The following is a 15,447-nucleotide window of genomic DNA, read 5'->3' on the forward strand; positions in this document are numbered from 1 at the left end:
GCGGCCGGACGGCGCGCGTCCGTTCAGCCAGCCGACAGCACCGGCCGCTCGGCCGGGAGGATCGGCCCCATCGTCCAGGCCCGCAGGTCCAGCGTGGCCGGGCCGTCGCTGAAGGCGCTGGCCTGCAGGCTGTCGGGCAGGGTCGGGTAGACGCGGGTGCTCAGGCAGAGGCGGTCGTTGGCGTAGACCTCCAGCACGCTGCCGTCGAGCAGCACGCGCAGGTTCAGCGCCTCGTCCGGCGCGAGCGCGAGGTGGGCGTGCACGTCCTGGTGCCGCACCTGCGGGCTCAGCGAGCTGCGCTCGCGCTCGATGCTCAGGCGCCGCGCATCCTGCCAGTAGACGATGCGGGTGGTCTCGCGGCCATCGGCCGAGGTCCGCAGCATCAGGCCGACCTTGCCGCGGTCACGGCCGGCAAAGCGGGCCTCGATGTCCAGCACCGCGCCGCTGAAGCGGACGTGTTCGCCGCTGCCGCGCAGGCCCGTCACGCGGGCGACCGGTTCGCCGCGCAGCCGGGCGATCTCGGCCACCGGCCGCAGGTTCAGTCGGCCGTGCGCGTCGATCGACAGCTCGCGCGGCACCGTCATCGCGCCGGCCCAGCCGTCGGCGTCGATGGCGGCCTGCTCGCGCTGCTCGTTCATCCAGGCCCATTGCAGCGTGCGGCCGTCGGGCCCCTGCATCGTCAGGTGGGCAAAGGCGCCGGCATCGACGTCCAGCGGGCCGTCCCACTCGGGCACGAAGCGCTCGTGCTCGAAGCGGCCGACGAAGGCATGCACGCCCAGGCCCAGCCAGAGCGAGACGGTCAGCACCCACCTGTCACCGATGGGGAAGAAGTTCGGGCATTCCCACATGCGGCCGTGGCGGTCGCTGGGCGAGGTGTAGAGCGCGCCGCGGTCTTCCCAGGTGATGCCGTCGTCGCTGCGGTAGAGCAGGGCCTGGCCCTGTTCATGGTCCCGCGAGGCGCCGACCACCATGTACCAGCGGCCGTCGTGGCGGAACACGTAGGGATCGCGGAAGTCGTGGCCCTCGACGCCGGCCGGCGGCGTGGCCAAGGTGCGCTGCGGCTGCTTGGTCCAGTGCCGCAGGTCGCTGCTGGTGGCCACGCACTGCACCTGGCGCTCGGCGGTGTAGCCGGTGTAGTAGAGCGTGTGCACGCCGTCGACCAGCGCGTGGCAGCCGGAGAAGCAGCCGCCCGCGTCGTCGCCGGGCGAGGGCGCCAGGGCGATCGGCTCGTCGCGCCAGCTCACCAGGTCGGCGCTGCTGGCATGGCCCCAGTGGATGTCGCCCCACTTCGAGCCGTTCGGGTTGTACTGGAAATGCAGGTGGTAGCGACCGTCGTGGAAGGCCAGACCGTTGGGGTCGTTGATCCAGTTCGTCGGCGCGGTGTAGTGGAAGACGGGGCGGTGCGGGATCGTGTTCATGGCGGGTGCGGAACCGGTGGTGGCAACGGCCGGCGGCCGGGTGGCCGGCCGGTGGCGGGGGGAAGTCAGCGGGCGGCGAGCGGGGGGACCGAGTCGCGCACGACCAGCTCGCCGGCGACGCGGGAACGGACCTCGCCGGCCGGCGCCTGGCCGGCCATCAGGTCCAGCAGGCGACGGACCGCGAGCTGGCCCATCTCGAAGTAGGGCAGCACGACGGTGCTCAGGCGCGGCCGGGCGGCCTCGCAGATGACCTCGTCGTTGTCGTAGCCGATCACGGCGATGTCGCCAGGCACGTGGATGCCCAGCGCTTCGAGCTCGCGGATCGTCTGCAGCGCCATCACGTCGTTGCCCAGGCACAGCGCGGTCGGGCGCTGCGGGCGCTGCAGGATCTGCGTCAGCGCGGGCAGCAGCGGCAGGAAGGGATCGCGCTCGCGGATGTCGGAGCCGGTGCGGGCCGGGCAAAGGTCCAGGTCCAGGCCATGGCGCTGGCAGGCGGCCAGGAAGGCGGCCTTGCGCAAGCGGCCGGCGACCATGTTCTCGTCGACGCCGATGTAGCCGATGCGGCGATGGCCCTGCGCGACCAGGTGGTCGACCACCCGGGCCTGGCCCCGTTCGTCGTCGGGCACCACCGCCGGCGTGCCGGCCAGGTCGTGGCAGTTGACCAGCAGCAGCGGCGTGTCCTTGACCGCCGGCAGCAGCACCTGCTGGTGGTAGGGCGCGGCATAGAGGATGCCCTCGACGCGGTGCGAGGCGAAGGTCTTGAGCAGCTGCGCCACGCTGTCGGTCTGAGGCCGGGCGCCGGTGCCGATGTCGGCCGCCAGCAGCGTCTTGCCGGCCGCGCTGCAGGCCAGCTGGGCGCCGCGCAGGATGTTCAGGTCGGACAGGCCGGCGCGGGTCTTGGCAACCTCGATGTCGCTGAACAGGCCGGTGATGAAGCCGATCAGCCCCGACTTGCCCGAGCGCATCAGCCGCGCGCCACGGTGCGGCTCGTAGCCCAGCATCTCGATCGCGCGGCTGACCTTCTCGAAGGTCTCCGGGCTGATGCGGGGCTCGCGGTTGACGACCCGCGAGACGGTCTTGATGGAGACACCGGCCAGCTGGGCGACGTCGTGGATGGTGGCCATGGGGCAGGGGAGCGGTTCGGGACCGGCAAATGACAACGAAGGACATTTGCATGGTCCGGGATCGATCCTTGCCTGTCAAGCGTCGCGTGGACCATCGGGTCTTCCCGGGTCGAGCGCTGCCCGAGCGATGAGGGATTTCACTCGTGTTCATCGGATCGATGGACGATGGCCTGCGAATGACCGGCCCCTTCGGGTTTCCCCGGATTACCGATGAAAAGCGTCGGATCCTACATTTCGGTCCGCCATGACAACATTGTCATCAGCAAGCCAGAAGTCCTGATCCACCCCTCGCATCCGGAGACCGCCATGACCTTCACCTCGCCGCTGCGCCGCAGCCTCCTCGTCCTCGGCCTGGCCGCCCTCGGCGCCAGCGCCGCGCAGGCCCAGACCACGCTCTCGATGTGGTACCACGGCGCGGGCAACCCGAAGGAGAAGGAGCTGATCACCGGGATCATCAGCGACTTCAACAAGAGCCAGAAGGACTGGAAGGTCGAGCTGCAGCAGTTCCCGCAGGAGGCCTACAACACCTCGGTGGTGGCCGCGGCGGTGGCCGGCAAGCTGCCCGACATCCTCGACGTCGACGGCCCGGTGATGCCCAACTGGGCCTGGTCCAAATACATGCAGCCGCTGGCCTTGCCGGCCGGCGCGATCGACAAGTTCCTGCCCGGCACGATCGGCAAGTGGAACGGCAAGGTCTACTCGGTCGGCCTGTGGGATGCAGCCTGCGCCGTCTTCGCCCGCAAGTCGGTGCTGCAGGCGCACGGCATCCGCATCCCGACGCTGGACAAGCCGTGGACCCGGGCCGAGTTCGACGCCGCGCTGGTGACGCTGCAGAAGGGCGGCAAGTTCCAGTACCCGATCGACTTGGGGCTGGCCTGGAAGGGCGAGTGGTACGCGTACGCCTTCGGCCCCTTCCTGCAGAGCAGCGGCGGCGACCTGCTGGACGCGTCGGTGCCCAAGTCCAACGGCACGCTCAACGGCAAGGCCGGCGTCGAGTTCGGCAACTGGTGGCAGAGCCTGTTCACCCGCAAGCTGACCCCCGGCACCTCGCAGGACGGTGCGGAACGCGAGACCGGCTTCATCGACGGCAAGTACGCGATGCAGTGGAACGGCAACTGGGCCGCGCTGCCGGCGCTGAAGAAGTTCGGTGACGACCTGGTCTTCCTGCCGGCGCCGGACTTCGGCAAGGGCTCGAAGATCGGTGCGGCCTCGTGGCAGTTCGGCGTGTCGGCGACGAGCAAGAACGCCAAGGGTGCCAACGCCTTCATCGCCTTCGCCCTGAAGGACAAGTACCTGGCCGCCTTCTCCGACGGCATCGGCCTGATCCCGTCGACCCCGGCGGCCGCGGCGATGACGCAGAACTACAAGAAGGGCGGCCCGCTGGAGGTGTTCTTCGCGCTGTCGGCCAAGCAGGCCACGCTGCGCGCCTCGACGCCGGGTTATGCCGGTGCCTCGGGCGAGTTCGAGAAGGCGCTGGCCGACATCGCCAACGGCGGCAAGGTCGCCGACGCGCTGGACAACGCCGCCGACGCGATCGATGCCGACCTGAAGAAGAACAACAACTACCGCTGAGCGCGGCAGTTCCAGACAGGCGATGACCATGAGCCAGACCTCACCCACGTCACCCGCGACGACGAGTGCGCCCGGCGCGGCCAGCGCGCGGCGTGCGGGCCTGCTCATGGTCTCGCCGGCCATGCTGCTGATGGGCCTGTTCCTGATCGTGCCCTTCGTGCTCGCGTTCGCGATGTCCTTCACCAACCAGCGGCTGGTGTCGCCCAATCCGACCCAGTTCGTCGGCCTGGAGAACTACCGCCAGATGCTGGGCCTGGGCGTGCTGGTGCTCGAACCGGAGCGCGACGCCCAGGGCGCCATCGCCCGCGAGAGCGATGGCAGCCCGACCTACCCCAACCTGCGGCAGTACACCCGCGACAACCCCGACTACCCGCAGCTCGACCGCAAGCGCGAGTGGTTCCACCTCGACTGGACCGGTGACAGCCGGCTCTACGTGCTGGCCAGCGACGTCATCTTCATGAAGGCGCTGGTCAACACGGTGCTCTTCGTCGCCGTCGTCGCGCCGGTGCAGGCCCTGCTGGCGCTGCTGCTGGCCATGCTGATCAACCAGCCGCTGCGCGGCATCAACGTCTTCCGCACCATCTACTTCATGCCGGTGGTGATCTCGATGGTGGTGGTCGCCTTCCTGTGGCGCTTCATCTATGCCGGCGACACGGGGCTGCTGAACTCGCTGCTCCACCAGCTGACCTTCGGTGCCTTCGAGCCGGTCGACTGGCTGGGCCGGCCCGGCACGGCGCTGTGGGCCATCATGGCCATGTCGGTCTGGCAGGGCGTGGGCTTCCACATGATCGTGTGGCTGTCGGGCCTGCAGACCATCCCGGCCTCGCTCTACGAGGCGGCCGCGCTGGAAGGTGCCTCGCGCTGGCAGGTCTTCCGCTACGTGACCTGGCCGGGCCTGCGCAACACCGCCATCCTGGTGATGGTGGTCATCACGATGCAGGCCTTCACGCTCTACCCGCAGATCGACGTGATGACCCGCGGCGGCCCGCTGGACTCGACCCAGTCGCTGGTCTTCCAGGCGGTGCAGCGCGGCTACGGCAAGCAGGACATCGCCGGCGGCTCGGCCATCAGCGTCTTCCTCTTCCTGTTCGTGCTGGCGATCTCGCTCGGCCAGCGCTGGCTGACCCGCGAACGCCAGCCGGCCCAGGGCCACTGACCGCGTCGCCGCCCCACCGGAGTCTCACGACATGAGCCACCCCATGCTGCCCTCGCTGGCCCGGCGCGCGCTGAACTACGTGCTGCTGAGCTGGATCGCGCTGATCTTCATCTTCCCGATCGTCTTCATGATCGTGTCCTCGCTCAAGCCCGACCTGCAGCTGCTGCAGGACGCCAGCTCGCTGCGGGCCTTCCTGCCGGTCGGCGACATCTCGCTGGACAACTACCGCGCGGCCTTCGAGCGCGTGCCGATCGGGCACTTCATCCTCAACTCGGTGATGGTCACCGGCATCACGATGGTGCTGTCGCTGGCGGTCTGCTCGATGGCGGCCTTCGCCTTCGTGTTCCTCGAATTCCCCGGCCGCAACCTGATGATGGCCGTGGTGCTGGCGACCTTCATCGTGCCCTTCGAGTCGATCGCGATCCCGCTGCTGCTGGTGGTCAACAACCTGCCGTGGATCGGGGCGGCTGGCCTGACGCTCGGCTGGCTCAACTCGTACCACGTGCAGATCATCCCCTTCGTGTCGGACGCGCTGACCATCTACCTGTTTGTCCAGTACTTCCGCGACCTGCCGCGTGACCTGGTCGAGGCCGCCCGGGTCGACGGCGCGAGCTACTTCCAGATCTACCGCCGCGTGATCCTGCCGCTGGCCGGACCGGTGTTCGCGACCGCCGCGATCCTGAAGTTCCTGGCCATGTACAACCAGTACCTCTGGCCGGTGATGTCGGCCCAGTCGGAGGACTACCGCCCGATCATGGTCGGCCTGCAGTACTTCTTCCAGCTCAACATCGCCTGGGGCGAAATGATGGCCTACCTCACCGTCATCACGGTGCCGGTGCTGCTGTTCTACCTGAGCCTGCAGCGCGCCTTCATCGCGTCCATCGCGTCGACCGGGGTCAAGGGATGAATGTCTGCCCCCGGTCACGGCCTTGCCGTGACCGCCCCCCGAGGGGGCGCCGGCCGCTTCGGAGCGGCCGTGCGCTGGCCGGCTCGGACCCGACGAAACGACCTTGAATTCCTGCCCACGGATTCGCCTGTCCCCTTCACTGGACCTTCACCATGCATGACGTCCGCCTCTCCGGCATCCGCAAGTCGTACACCTCCGGCACGACCGTGATTCCCGGTCTCGACCTGGAGATCCCCGCCGGCTCCTTCACCGTGCTGGTCGGCCCGTCGGGCTGCGGCAAGTCCACGCTGCTGCGCATGGTGGCCGGGCTGGAGTCGGTCAGCGGCGGCCAGATCCTGATCGGCGGGCGTGACGTCACGCACCTCGAACCGGCCGCGCGCGGCATCGCGATGGTGTTCCAGTCCTACGCGCTCTACCCGCACATGACGGTGGCCGAGAACATCGGCTTCCCGCTGACCATCGCGCGCCGGCCCAAGGCCGAGATCGACGCGGCGGTGCAGAAGGCCGCCGACGTGCTGCAGCTGGGCCACCTGCTGCAGCGCACCCCCAAGGCCCTGTCGGGCGGCCAGCGCCAGCGGGTGGCGATCGGCCGGGCGATCGTGCGCAACCCCTCGGTCTTCCTGTTCGACGAGCCGCTGTCCAACCTCGATGCCTCGCTGCGCGGGCAGATGCGCGTCGAGCTGGCCGACCTGCACCGGCAGATCGGCGCGACCATGATCTACGTGACCCACGACCAGGTCGAGGCCATGACCATGGCCGACCAGATCGTCGTGCTCAACAAGGGCCACATCGAGCAGGCCGGCTCGCCGATGGACCTCTACCGCCAGCCGGCCACGCCCTTCGTCGCCGGGTTCCTCGGCGCACCCAGCATGAACCTGTTCGAGGGCACGCTGGCGCGCGAGATGGGCTGCGAGACCTATGGCGTGCGACCGGAGCATGTCGACATCCATGCCGATGGGGATGGCGAGGACAAGGGCGTCGGGCGCTGGCCCGCGACCATCCGCCACATCGAGCACCTGGGCGCCGACGCCATCGTCTACGCCGACGTGCGCGAGGTCGGCACCTTCACCGTGCGGGCCGAGGGCGAGCTGTCGCTGCAGGTCGGCCAGGCGGTGCGCCTGTCGCCGCGCAGCGGCCACGAGCACCGCTTCCAGGGCGGGCGCCGGCTGGCGGCTTGACGACGCTGCCGCACAGCTTGCTTGGGTATCCTCGGGACTCCCGCCGGACGGGCCATCGGGCGTGATCCGCCCGCACCGTTCGGCTTGACCGCCGCCAGCCCTTGCCGAGACCCCAGCCCATGACCAAGAAGACCCTTGCCCAGATCCAGTCCCAGATCGACAAGCTGCAGAAGGAAGCCGAGGCGATCCGGTCGCGCGAGGTCGCCGACGTGGTCGGCCGCATCAAGGAGGCGATCGCCCACTACGGCCTGACCGCCGCCGACCTCGGCCTGGACGGCCGGGTGGCTCGTGCGCCGGCGAAGAAGTCGGGTGCCAAGGCAGCCCGGGCCGATGCCGCCGCCACGCCCAAGGTCCGTCGCCGTGCGGCCGAAGCCGTCGCCACCAAAGCGGCCAAAGCTGCCAAAACCGACAAGACCGCCAAGGCTGCGAACGCGGCCAAGGCCAGCCGACCGTCGGTCATCAAGTACGCCGACGACCAGGGCCACACCTGGACCGGCGTGGGCAAGCGCCCGAACTGGTTCCTCGCCGCCATCGCCGCCGGCAAGACCGCCGAGGATCTGCGCGTGCAGGCGCCGACGGCCTGATCGCGCCTCAGCTCGCCAGCCGCCCCCGACCGTCCGCCTTGGCACGGTAGAGCCGTTCGTCGGCACGCCGCACCAGGCCGGTGGCACCGCCCTCGGCCTCGACGCCGTGGGCCACGCCGACGCTGGCACCGATGACCAGCTGCAGGCTGTCGACCTCGAAGGGCAGGCCCAGTGCGGCCACGACCTTCGCGGCGACGGCCTCCGCATGGGCCCGCTGGGCCAGGTCGACCAGCAGGATGGTGAACTCGTCGCCGCCCATGCGCGCGACCGCATCGACCGGCCGCACCAGGCCGGTCAGGCGTTGCGCGACCTGCGCCAGCAGGCGATCGCCGACGGCATGGCCGTGCTGGTCGTTGACGGGCTTGAAGCGGTCCAGGTCGATGTAGAGCAGCCCGAGCCGCGCGCCGCCGCCGGACTGGATGTGGCGCTCCATCGCCAGCTCGAAGCCGGCCCGGTTGAGCAGGCCGGTCAGCGGATCGCGCTGCGACAGCTCGGTCAGCCGGACCTGTTCCCGGCGCTGCTGGGTGATGTCCTGCGAGATGCCGACGAAGCCGTCCACCTCGCCGCCGGCAAGCCGCAGCGGGATGCAGTTCAGCTCGAACCAGTGCATGCCGTCTTCGCCGGGCTTGTCGAGCTCGAAGCTCACCGTCTCGCCGGCCAGCGCCTGCGCGATGTAGGGCCGCCGACGGTCGGCCTCGACCGCACCGAGGATGTCGACGGGCGTGCGGCCGACGATCTGCTCGCGCGGGCGGCCGGTCATGCGCTCGAAGGCGCGGTTGACGAAGCGGTAGCGGCCTTCGGCGCTGACCACCACGACGGTGGTCGGGATCGCGTCGGCGACCAGCCGCAGGATGTCGGACTGGCGCTGCGCGTCCAGCGAGATCGCCCGCAGCGCACGTTCGCTGCGGGCCCGCTCGGTGATGTCCTGGCCGAGGTAGAAGTAGCCGTGGACCTCGCCGTCCTCGCGCTGGTCGGGCACCAGCCGGACCTCGAAGCGGCGCAGCTCGCCGTCGAAGGGCTCGTCGTATTCGAACTGCTGCGCCTGGCCGGCCAGAACCGCCTTGATGCGGGCATCGATCGGCGTGGGCGTGGCATGGCCCAGCAGCTCGTCGCGGGTGCGACCCAGCACCTGCTCGCGCGTCAGGCCGAAGCGCTTGCAGTGCGCCTCGTTGACGTAGCGGTAGCGCCGCTCGCGGTCGACGTAGGCGATGCGCAGCGGCAGCTTGTCGGCGACGTTGCGCACGAAGGCGGCGCTGTCGCGCAGTTCCTCCTCCAGCCGGCGGCGTTCGGTGACGTCACGCCCGACCGACAGCAGCAGCGTCTCGCCTCCCTCGACCTGCACGCCGTTGGTCCAGGCGATCCAGCGCGTCTGGCCCTGTCCGTTGAGGATGCGGTTCTCGGACCAGACCGAGCGACCGCTGGCCAGCACCTCGGCGATCAGGGCCTGCACGGCGGCCCGCTCAGCCTCGGGGACATGCTCGTACAGGCTGCGGCCGACCAGCGCCGCGGGCGTCGAGCCGACCTGGCGGGCATAGGACGGGTTGACATAGACCAGCGTGCCGTCCGGCCGGGCCAGCGAGACCAGCTCGGCCTGGGCCTCGACGATGGCGCGGTAGTGGCCTTCGGACACCGGCGCGGCGGCCGGTGCGGGGTCATGGCTCGACATGGGCGACGCGGTGATCCTGTAGGGGCTCAGAGACCCAGTTCGCGCCGGAACAGGTCTTCCTGTTCGCGCCGCACCTGCACGGCCTGACGGCCCGCGTCGTGGCGCACGTCGTCCCAGCTGACGAGCTCGCCGGCGCCGATGTCGCGCAGCAGCACCATGTCGTGCGCCAGGCCGATCGGCAGCGCGCGGCGACGCAGCGAGTCGGCGGTGGGCATCAGCTTGCCGTAGACGGTGTGGCCGCCTTCGCCGTCGAGCTTCTCGCCGGCCCGCAGCGCACGCTTGGCGGTCGCGGCGACGTCGCCACGCCAGGTGCCGGTCGCGCCGGTGGCCTCGTGGCGCACGGCGATGCTGGCCACCGAGATGCCCAGCTCCAGGCCGATCAGGTGGTAGGGCTTGTACATCGCGGCATAGCGGCCGCTGGCATCGGTCTTCAGGCCGTATTGCTGGAAGCAGTCCATCACGTAGCGGCTGGGCGCCTCGAACACCGCGTAGACGCCCCAGCGCAGGTCACGGAAGACCGGCCGGCCGTCACGCTCGATCGACGACACCACCTCGACCATGCCCTTGCGTGGCAGCACGCCGCCGTCGGCCACCGGCCGCAGCACGTGCGGCAGGTCGTCGACGCCGCAGGGCGGGAAGGCCAGGCCGTCGGCCGGCGGGTCCAGCTCGCAGCCGTTGGCCACGGCAGCCATCTCCAGGGCCGACTTGGTGCCGTCCAGGAAGCTGTTGAACATCTGCGCGTTGAAGTCGCCGCCGGCCACCTGGGCCTCGCTGAAGCCGTAGTGGCCCCAGACCGTCTCGGGCGTGCTCTGGTGGTAGACCGGCAGGTACTTGGTGCCCTTGCCGGCGCAGACCACCTCCAGGCCGATGGTGCGGGCCCAGTCGACCAACTCGGCGATCAGCGCGGGCTGGTCGCCAGCGGCCATCGAGTAGATGACGCCGGCCTCGGCCGCACGGCGTGCCAGCAGCGGGCCGGCCAGCACGTCGGCCTCGACGTTGACCATGATCACGTGCTTGCGGTGCTCGCAGCACAGCAGCGCGTGGCGGATGCCGGCGGCCGGGCTGCCGGTGGCGTCGATGACGATGTCGACGTGCTCGCTGGCAATCACCGCCGCTGCGTCGTCGGTGACGAAGGTGCTGCCTTCGCGTGCCGCCTGGGCCAGCGACGTGGCGGCATGGCGCGCGTCTTCCCAGCCGACCCGGGCCAGCGAGGCCCGTGCCCGGTCGGGCGACAGGTCGGCCACTGCGACCAGGTGGATGCCCGGCGTGCGCGGCGCCTGCGACAGGTACATCGAGCCGAACTTGCCGGCGCCGACAAGGGCCACGCGGACCGGGCGACCCGCCGCAGCGCGGGCCTTGAGTTGACGGATCAGCGACATCGACGGGTCTCCTCGGGTGATCGGGTGGTGGATCGGCGGCCGGTCCTTCAGTCCAGCGGCAGCGTGTGGCTGACGAAGGCGACGCGGCGGCCGTCGGGCGACCAGGAATGCACGTTCAGGCTGCCCTGGCCGCCATGCAGGTAGGCCACCACGCGCGGTGCGCCGCCATCGACCGGCATCGTGCGCAGCACCACGTGCCGGCCGCCGGGATGATCCTGCGGATCGACCTCGCCGGGCAGGTAGCTCAGGAAGATGACCCGGCTGCCGTCGGGCGAGACATGCGGGAACCAGTCGTCGTGGCCGTCGTCGGTGAGCTGGCGCGGGTCCTCGCCGCCGGGGCCCATGCGCCAGATCTGCATGCGGCCGCTGCGGGCCGAGCAGAACCAGATCGAGGCGCCGTCGGGCGCGTACTCCGGGCCGTCGTCCAGCCGCGGCGCGTCGGTCAGGCGGGTCTCGTGGCGGCCGTCCAGGTCGATGCGCCAGATGTCGTAGGCGTCGTTGCCCGGCCGCTGCGCGGTGTAGACCAGGTGCTGGCCGTCGGGCGACCAGCCGTGCAGGTAGGACGGTCCCTGGCGCGTCACGCGGCGCGGCCGGCCACCGTCGATCGGCAGCACGTGGATGCGCGACTCGCCGTCGTTCGGGTCCTGGCTGCTGATGGCGATCTGGCGGCCATCGAAGGACAGCACGTGGTCGTTGTTGTTGCGCACGACGTCGCCGGTGTCGATGACCTCGATGCGCCGGTCGACCAGGTCGATGCGCTGCAGCCGGCCGGCCTGGTTGATGATCAGGAAGCGGCCGTCGCGGCTCCAGTTCGGCGCCTCGAACAGCTGGGCATCCTCGTGGATGACGCTGCGCACGCCGGTGTCGACGTCCAGCAGTTCGAGCCGGCTGCAGATCGGCCGCTGCAGGTAGAGGCCGGGCAGGCGCGGCAGCGGCCGCACCACGCGCACGTTGTCGAAGGTGGCGCTGCCGGCCTGCACGAACAGGCCGACGTGCAGCGCATCGGCCAGCTCGCGATCTTCCTGGCGCAGCACGCGCAGGGCCTCGCCGTGGCGGGCGACCGAGACGGTCCAGAGGCGGCCCCGGCGTTCGAGCTGGAGCACGTCCAGCCCGGCCAGCTCGACGGCACCGAGCCCGGCCTCGACCTGCGCGTCCCCGGCCTGCAGGCCCTCGCGGGCGGTCCAGCCCAGCCGGATCGCCCCGTCGGCCGCGTGGGCCTGGCTGGCCACGACCCGCGCGGTGACGATGAAGTCGCCGGCGATGACACGGGCGGCGACATGCGCAGCCGCGTCGCCGGCCGTCAGGGTGTGCCGCAGGGCCGGGCCTTCGCAGCGGGTCGATCCCGGCGTGGCCGGCTCGCCCAGGTCGGCCTGGATCGTCAGCGGCGAGGCCGGCACCCGCGTCGGCATCGGGCGGGCGTGGAAGCCGGGCGTCTCGCTCATGACCGCCCCCAGGCAGCGAGCGGTCCGAAGGCGCGGCCTGGCGGTGGGCAGGTCGGCGCCGCAGCGCGGGAGGGGACGGGCGTGGGCATGGGACGGGCCTTGGTCAGGAAAGGGCGGAGCGTGAGCCTGGCGGGCGAGGCCGGAACAGCGATCGCCAGCGGCTGCGATGAATTGAACCACGCCGCTCGGCGCTTGCCCTGGTCGGAAATCCGGACGTCGCCCGGGCCGATCGGGCCGTGCCGATCGGGAATCCGACCACGCCGGCCGGGCGCAACATGCACGCCGCCAGACAAATCAAGGACTTGGCGACGACGAGCCGACGGATCACCGCTGGCACGGCGCGTGCAATCCATCCGGGCATGAAGCGCCTGACCGTGTCGATCCTGACGAGCCTGAGCCTGCTGGCCATCGCGGCCGGGCTGGCGCTGCCTGTGCGGGCGCAGGCCGTGAATGCGCAGGCCATGAATGCTCAGGCCGTGAAGGCACCCGCCCTGAAGGCATCCGCCGAGACCGACCGCACGCTCGAACGCATCGCCCAGACCGGCACGATCAGCCTGGGTCACCGCGAGGCCTCGGTGCCGTTCTCGTACTACGACGCGCGGCGGCAGGTGGTGGGCTATTCGCATGAGCTGATGCTGCGCCTGCTCGATGGCATCAAGGCCGAGCTGAAGCTGCCGGCCCTGACCCTCAAGCTGGTGCCGGTGACGGCGCAGAACCGCATCCCGCTGCTGCAGAACGGCACCGTCGACCTGGAATGCGGCTCGACCACGCACAACGTGGCCCGCGAGCGCGAGGTCGCCTTCTCGAACTCGATCTTCGTCATCGGCACGCGGCTGATGGTGCCGCGCGGCAGCCGCGTGCGCGACTTCCCGGACCTGGCCGGCCAGCGTGTCGTCGTGACCGCCGGGACGACCTCCGAGCGGCTGCTGCGCACCTATGCGGAGCGGCGCGGCATGGCCCTGGCCATCGAGGCCACCAAGGACCACGACGCCTCGTTCCGGCGGCTGGAGACCGGCGACGCCGATGCCTACATGATGGACGACGCGCTGCTGCACGGCGTGCGCGCCCGGGCGCTGCGGCCGGACGACTGGGAGGTCGTCGGCCAGCCCATGTCGACCGAGGTCTATGCCTGCGCGATGCGGCGCGGCGATGCCGAGTTCAAGCGCGTCGTCGACGCCGGCCTGGCCCGCCTGATGCAGTCCGGCGAGGCGCTCAAGATCTACCAGCGCTGGTTCCAGAAGCCCATCCCGCCGCGGGGCCTGAACCTCGCGTGGCCGCCCTCCGAGGCGCTGCTGGCGCTGTACCGCTCCCCCAATGACCGGCCGCGCGACTAGCGCAGGCCCGCTTTCGTCCCGTGTCTCGTCCCGTCTCTCGTCCCGTCCCACCTTCCGTTTCCCACCCCCTTCGTCGTTCCCTTCCGGAGTCCGCTTCCATGTCCCTGAAGTCCTTCCTGATCAAGCTCTCGACCGGCCTGGCCGCCCTGACGCTGGCCGCCGCCGTGCATGCCCAGACCGCCAAGCCGCAGGTCGTGCTGCTGGCCACCGGCGGCACCATCGCCGGTGCCGGCGCGAGCGCCACCAACAGCGCCACCTACCAGGCCGCCAAGGTGCCGGTCGACAAGCTGATCGCCGGCGTGCCCGAGCTGTCGGCGGTCGCCCAGGTGCGTGGCGAGCAGGTCTTCCAGATCGCCTCCGAGAGCTTCACCAACGAGCACCTGCTGACGCTGGGCAAGCGCGTCGCGGCGCTGGCCAGACAGGCCGACGTCGACGGCATCGTCATCACCCACGGCACCGACACGCTGGAGGAGACGGCCTACTTCCTGAACCTGACCGTGCGCACCGACAAGCCCATCGTGGTGGTCGGCTCGATGCGCCCGAGCACGGCGCTGTCGGCCGACGGCACGCTCAACCTTCTCAACGCCGTGACGACGGCGGCCGACAAGAGCAGCCGCGGCAAGGGCGTGCTGGTCGTGATGAACGACGAGATCCACAACGGCCGTGACGTCACCAAGTCCATCAACATCAGGACCGAGGCCTTCAAGAGCCCCTGGGGCCCGCTGGGCATGGTCGTCGAGGGCAAGACGTACTGGTTCCGCGCCCCGGCCAAGCGCCACACCATGAACTCGGAGTTCGACATCGAGCAGATCAACGCGCTGCCGCAGGTCGACATCGCCTATGGCTCGGGCAACGCCAGCGACACGGCCTACCGCGCCTTCGCCGCCAAGGGTGCCAAGGCCATCGTGCATGCGGGCACCGGCAACGGCTCGGTCGCCGGCCCGGTGGTGCCGGCGCTGCGCGAGCTGCGTGCCCAGGGCCTTCAGATCGTGCGGTCGGCCCGCGTGGTCGGCGGCGGCTTCGTGCTGCGCAATGCCGAGCAGCCCGATGACCAGTACGACTGGGTGGTGGCTCACGACCTGAACCCGCAGAAGGCCCGCATCCTGACCCTGGTCGCGCTGGCCAAGGGCGCGGACAGCAAGACGCTGCAGCGCGTCTTCATGGAGTACTGATGGCCTTGCCGGCCCGACCTGACCTGACCTGTTTCGACCTGACCCGACACCTGGAGACACCATGAACAAGACCCTGATCCTGGCCGCCGCGCTGCTGGCCGTCGGCACCGCGCAAGCCCAGTCCGACACGCTCAAGAAGATCAAGGACAGCGCGAGCATCACGCTCGGCGTGCGCGAGTCCTCCGGCGCGCTGGCCTACACGCTGGGCGACGGCAAGTACGTCGGCTTCCACACCGAGATGGCCTACCGCATCGCGGCGGACCTGCAAAAGCAGCTGGGCCTGGCCAAGCTGGACATCAAGGTCCAGCCGGTCACCTCGCAGAACCGCATCCCGCTGGTCCAGAACGGCACCGTCGACCTGGAGTGCGGCTCCACCACCAACAACGCCGCGCGGCAGAAGGACGTCGCCTTCGCGATGACGACCTATGTCGAGGAGGTGCGCATCGCGGTGAAGGCCAGTTCGGGCATCACCAACATCGACCAGCTCAACGGCAAGTCGGTGGCGACCACGACCG

The 15,447-nt window shown here is 70.3% G+C and carries 13 protein-coding genes; 8 read left to right on the top strand and 5 right to left on the bottom strand.

Going from position 1 to position 15,447, the window contains the following annotated elements; genetic code table 11:
• Window positions 1–23: 23 nt before the first annotated feature.
• Both Q8X39_RS06110 and Q8X39_RS06115 read right to left on the bottom strand, forming a co-directional pair.
• Window positions 24–1,418 carry a glycoside hydrolase family 32 protein gene (locus Q8X39_RS06110; RefSeq protein ID WP_305748746.1) on the bottom strand — a complete coding sequence of 465 codons (1,395 nt, stop codon included), beginning with the start codon at window positions 1,416–1,418 and terminating at the stop codon, window positions 24–26.
• A 65-nt stretch (window positions 1,419–1,483) separates the two neighbouring features.
• A complete protein-coding gene (locus Q8X39_RS06115; RefSeq protein ID WP_305748747.1) occupies window positions 1,484–2,542 on the bottom strand; it encodes a LacI family DNA-binding transcriptional regulator in 1,059 nt (352 codons plus the stop codon).
• 306 nt (window positions 2,543–2,848) lie between these two features.
• On the opposite strand from Q8X39_RS06115, the gene Q8X39_RS06120 reads away from it, so the two are divergent.
• The 5 genes from Q8X39_RS06120 (at window position 2,849) to Q8X39_RS06140 (ending at window position 7,939) form a co-directional block, all read left to right on the top strand.
• The gene (locus Q8X39_RS06120) at window positions 2,849–4,114 is read left to right on the top strand and encodes an extracellular solute-binding protein (RefSeq protein ID WP_305748748.1); all 1,266 of its coding nucleotides are present in this window, start codon (window positions 2,849–2,851) and stop codon (window positions 4,112–4,114) included.
• 28 nt (window positions 4,115–4,142) lie between these two features.
• A complete protein-coding gene (locus tag Q8X39_RS06125; RefSeq protein WP_305748749.1) occupies window positions 4,143–5,270 on the top strand; it encodes a carbohydrate ABC transporter permease in 1,128 nt (375 codons plus the stop codon).
• 31 nt (window positions 5,271–5,301) lie between these two features.
• Window positions 5,302–6,177, top strand: a complete 876-nt coding sequence (locus tag Q8X39_RS06130; protein ID WP_305748750.1) for a carbohydrate ABC transporter permease — start codon at window positions 5,302–5,304, stop codon at window positions 6,175–6,177.
• Between the two features lie 152 nt (window positions 6,178–6,329).
• Window positions 6,330–7,355, top strand: a complete 1,026-nt coding sequence (locus tag Q8X39_RS06135) for an ABC transporter ATP-binding protein (RefSeq protein ID WP_305748751.1) — start codon at window positions 6,330–6,332, stop codon at window positions 7,353–7,355.
• Between the two features lie 119 nt (window positions 7,356–7,474).
• Window positions 7,475–7,939 (top strand): H-NS histone family protein, encoded by a 465-nt coding sequence (locus tag Q8X39_RS06140; RefSeq protein WP_305748752.1) that lies wholly within the window; start codon window positions 7,475–7,477, stop codon window positions 7,937–7,939.
• Window positions 7,940–7,946: 7 nt separating this feature from the next.
• Here the strand turns inward: Q8X39_RS06140 and Q8X39_RS06145 are convergent, their stop codons facing one another.
• From Q8X39_RS06145 to Q8X39_RS06155, 3 genes are read right to left on the bottom strand one after another with little or no spacing between them, the layout of a single operon-like run.
• Window positions 7,947–9,605, bottom strand: a complete 1,659-nt coding sequence (locus Q8X39_RS06145) for a sensor domain-containing protein (RefSeq protein WP_305748753.1) — start codon at window positions 9,603–9,605, stop codon at window positions 7,947–7,949.
• A 26-nt stretch (window positions 9,606–9,631) separates the two neighbouring features.
• The gene (locus Q8X39_RS06150; RefSeq protein ID WP_305748754.1) at window positions 9,632–10,984 is read right to left on the bottom strand and encodes an NAD(P)H-dependent oxidoreductase; all 1,353 of its coding nucleotides are present in this window, start codon (window positions 10,982–10,984) and stop codon (window positions 9,632–9,634) included.
• A gap of 47 nt (window positions 10,985–11,031) precedes the next feature.
• The gene (locus tag Q8X39_RS06155; protein ID WP_305748755.1) at window positions 11,032–12,426 is read right to left on the bottom strand and encodes a TolB family protein; all 1,395 of its coding nucleotides are present in this window, start codon (window positions 12,424–12,426) and stop codon (window positions 11,032–11,034) included.
• A gap of 461 nt (window positions 12,427–12,887) precedes the next feature.
• On the opposite strand from Q8X39_RS06155, the gene Q8X39_RS06160 reads away from it, so the two are divergent.
• The 3 genes from Q8X39_RS06160 to Q8X39_RS06170 form a co-directional block, all read left to right on the top strand.
• Window positions 12,888–13,760: a transporter substrate-binding domain-containing protein gene (locus Q8X39_RS06160; RefSeq protein ID WP_407067973.1), complete on the top strand. Its 873-nt coding sequence runs from the start codon at window positions 12,888–12,890 to the stop codon at window positions 13,758–13,760.
• Between the two features lie 98 nt (window positions 13,761–13,858).
• Entirely contained in the window at window positions 13,859–14,932 is a 1,074-nt protein-coding gene (locus tag Q8X39_RS06165) for an asparaginase (RefSeq protein ID WP_305748757.1), read from the top strand.
• A 61-nt stretch (window positions 14,933–14,993) separates the two neighbouring features.
• Window positions 14,994–15,447: transporter substrate-binding domain-containing protein (locus Q8X39_RS06170; protein ID WP_305748758.1), on the top strand; the 454-nt coding region annotated here is incomplete at its 3' end.

The organism is Leptothrix discophora, from assembly GCF_030705305.1.
In the GTDB taxonomy this organism is placed as follows: Bacteria; Pseudomonadota; Gammaproteobacteria; order Burkholderiales; family Burkholderiaceae_C; genus Sphaerotilus; species Sphaerotilus discophorus.

Coding starts and splice junctions, on each gene's coding strand:
- Q8X39_RS06160 (WP_407067973.1), top strand. CDS start 12,888: ATGAATGCTCAGGCCGTGAAGGCACCCGCCCTGAAGGCATCCGCCGAG.
- Q8X39_RS06120 (WP_305748748.1), top strand. CDS start 2,849: ATGACCTTCACCTCGCCGCTGCGCCGCAGCCTCCTCGTCCTCGGCCTG.
- Q8X39_RS06165 (WP_305748757.1), top strand. CDS start 13,859: ATGTCCCTGAAGTCCTTCCTGATCAAGCTCTCGACCGGCCTGGCCGCC.
- Q8X39_RS06145 (WP_305748753.1), bottom strand. CDS start 9,605: ATGTCGAGCCATGACCCCGCACCGGCCGCCGCGCCGGTGTCCGAAGGC.
- Q8X39_RS06155 (WP_305748755.1), bottom strand. CDS start 12,426: ATGAGCGAGACGCCCGGCTTCCACGCCCGCCCGATGCCGACGCGGGTG.
- Q8X39_RS06135 (WP_305748751.1), top strand. CDS start 6,330: ATGCATGACGTCCGCCTCTCCGGCATCCGCAAGTCGTACACCTCCGGC.
- Q8X39_RS06140 (WP_305748752.1), top strand. CDS start 7,475: ATGACCAAGAAGACCCTTGCCCAGATCCAGTCCCAGATCGACAAGCTG.
- Q8X39_RS06150 (WP_305748754.1), bottom strand. CDS start 10,984: ATGTCGCTGATCCGTCAACTCAAGGCCCGCGCTGCGGCGGGTCGCCCG.
- Q8X39_RS06130 (WP_305748750.1), top strand. CDS start 5,302: ATGAGCCACCCCATGCTGCCCTCGCTGGCCCGGCGCGCGCTGAACTAC.
- Q8X39_RS06115 (WP_305748747.1), bottom strand. CDS start 2,542: ATGGCCACCATCCACGACGTCGCCCAGCTGGCCGGTGTCTCCATCAAG.
- Q8X39_RS06110 (WP_305748746.1), bottom strand. CDS start 1,418: ATGAACACGATCCCGCACCGCCCCGTCTTCCACTACACCGCGCCGACG.
- Q8X39_RS06125 (WP_305748749.1), top strand. CDS start 4,143: ATGAGCCAGACCTCACCCACGTCACCCGCGACGACGAGTGCGCCCGGC.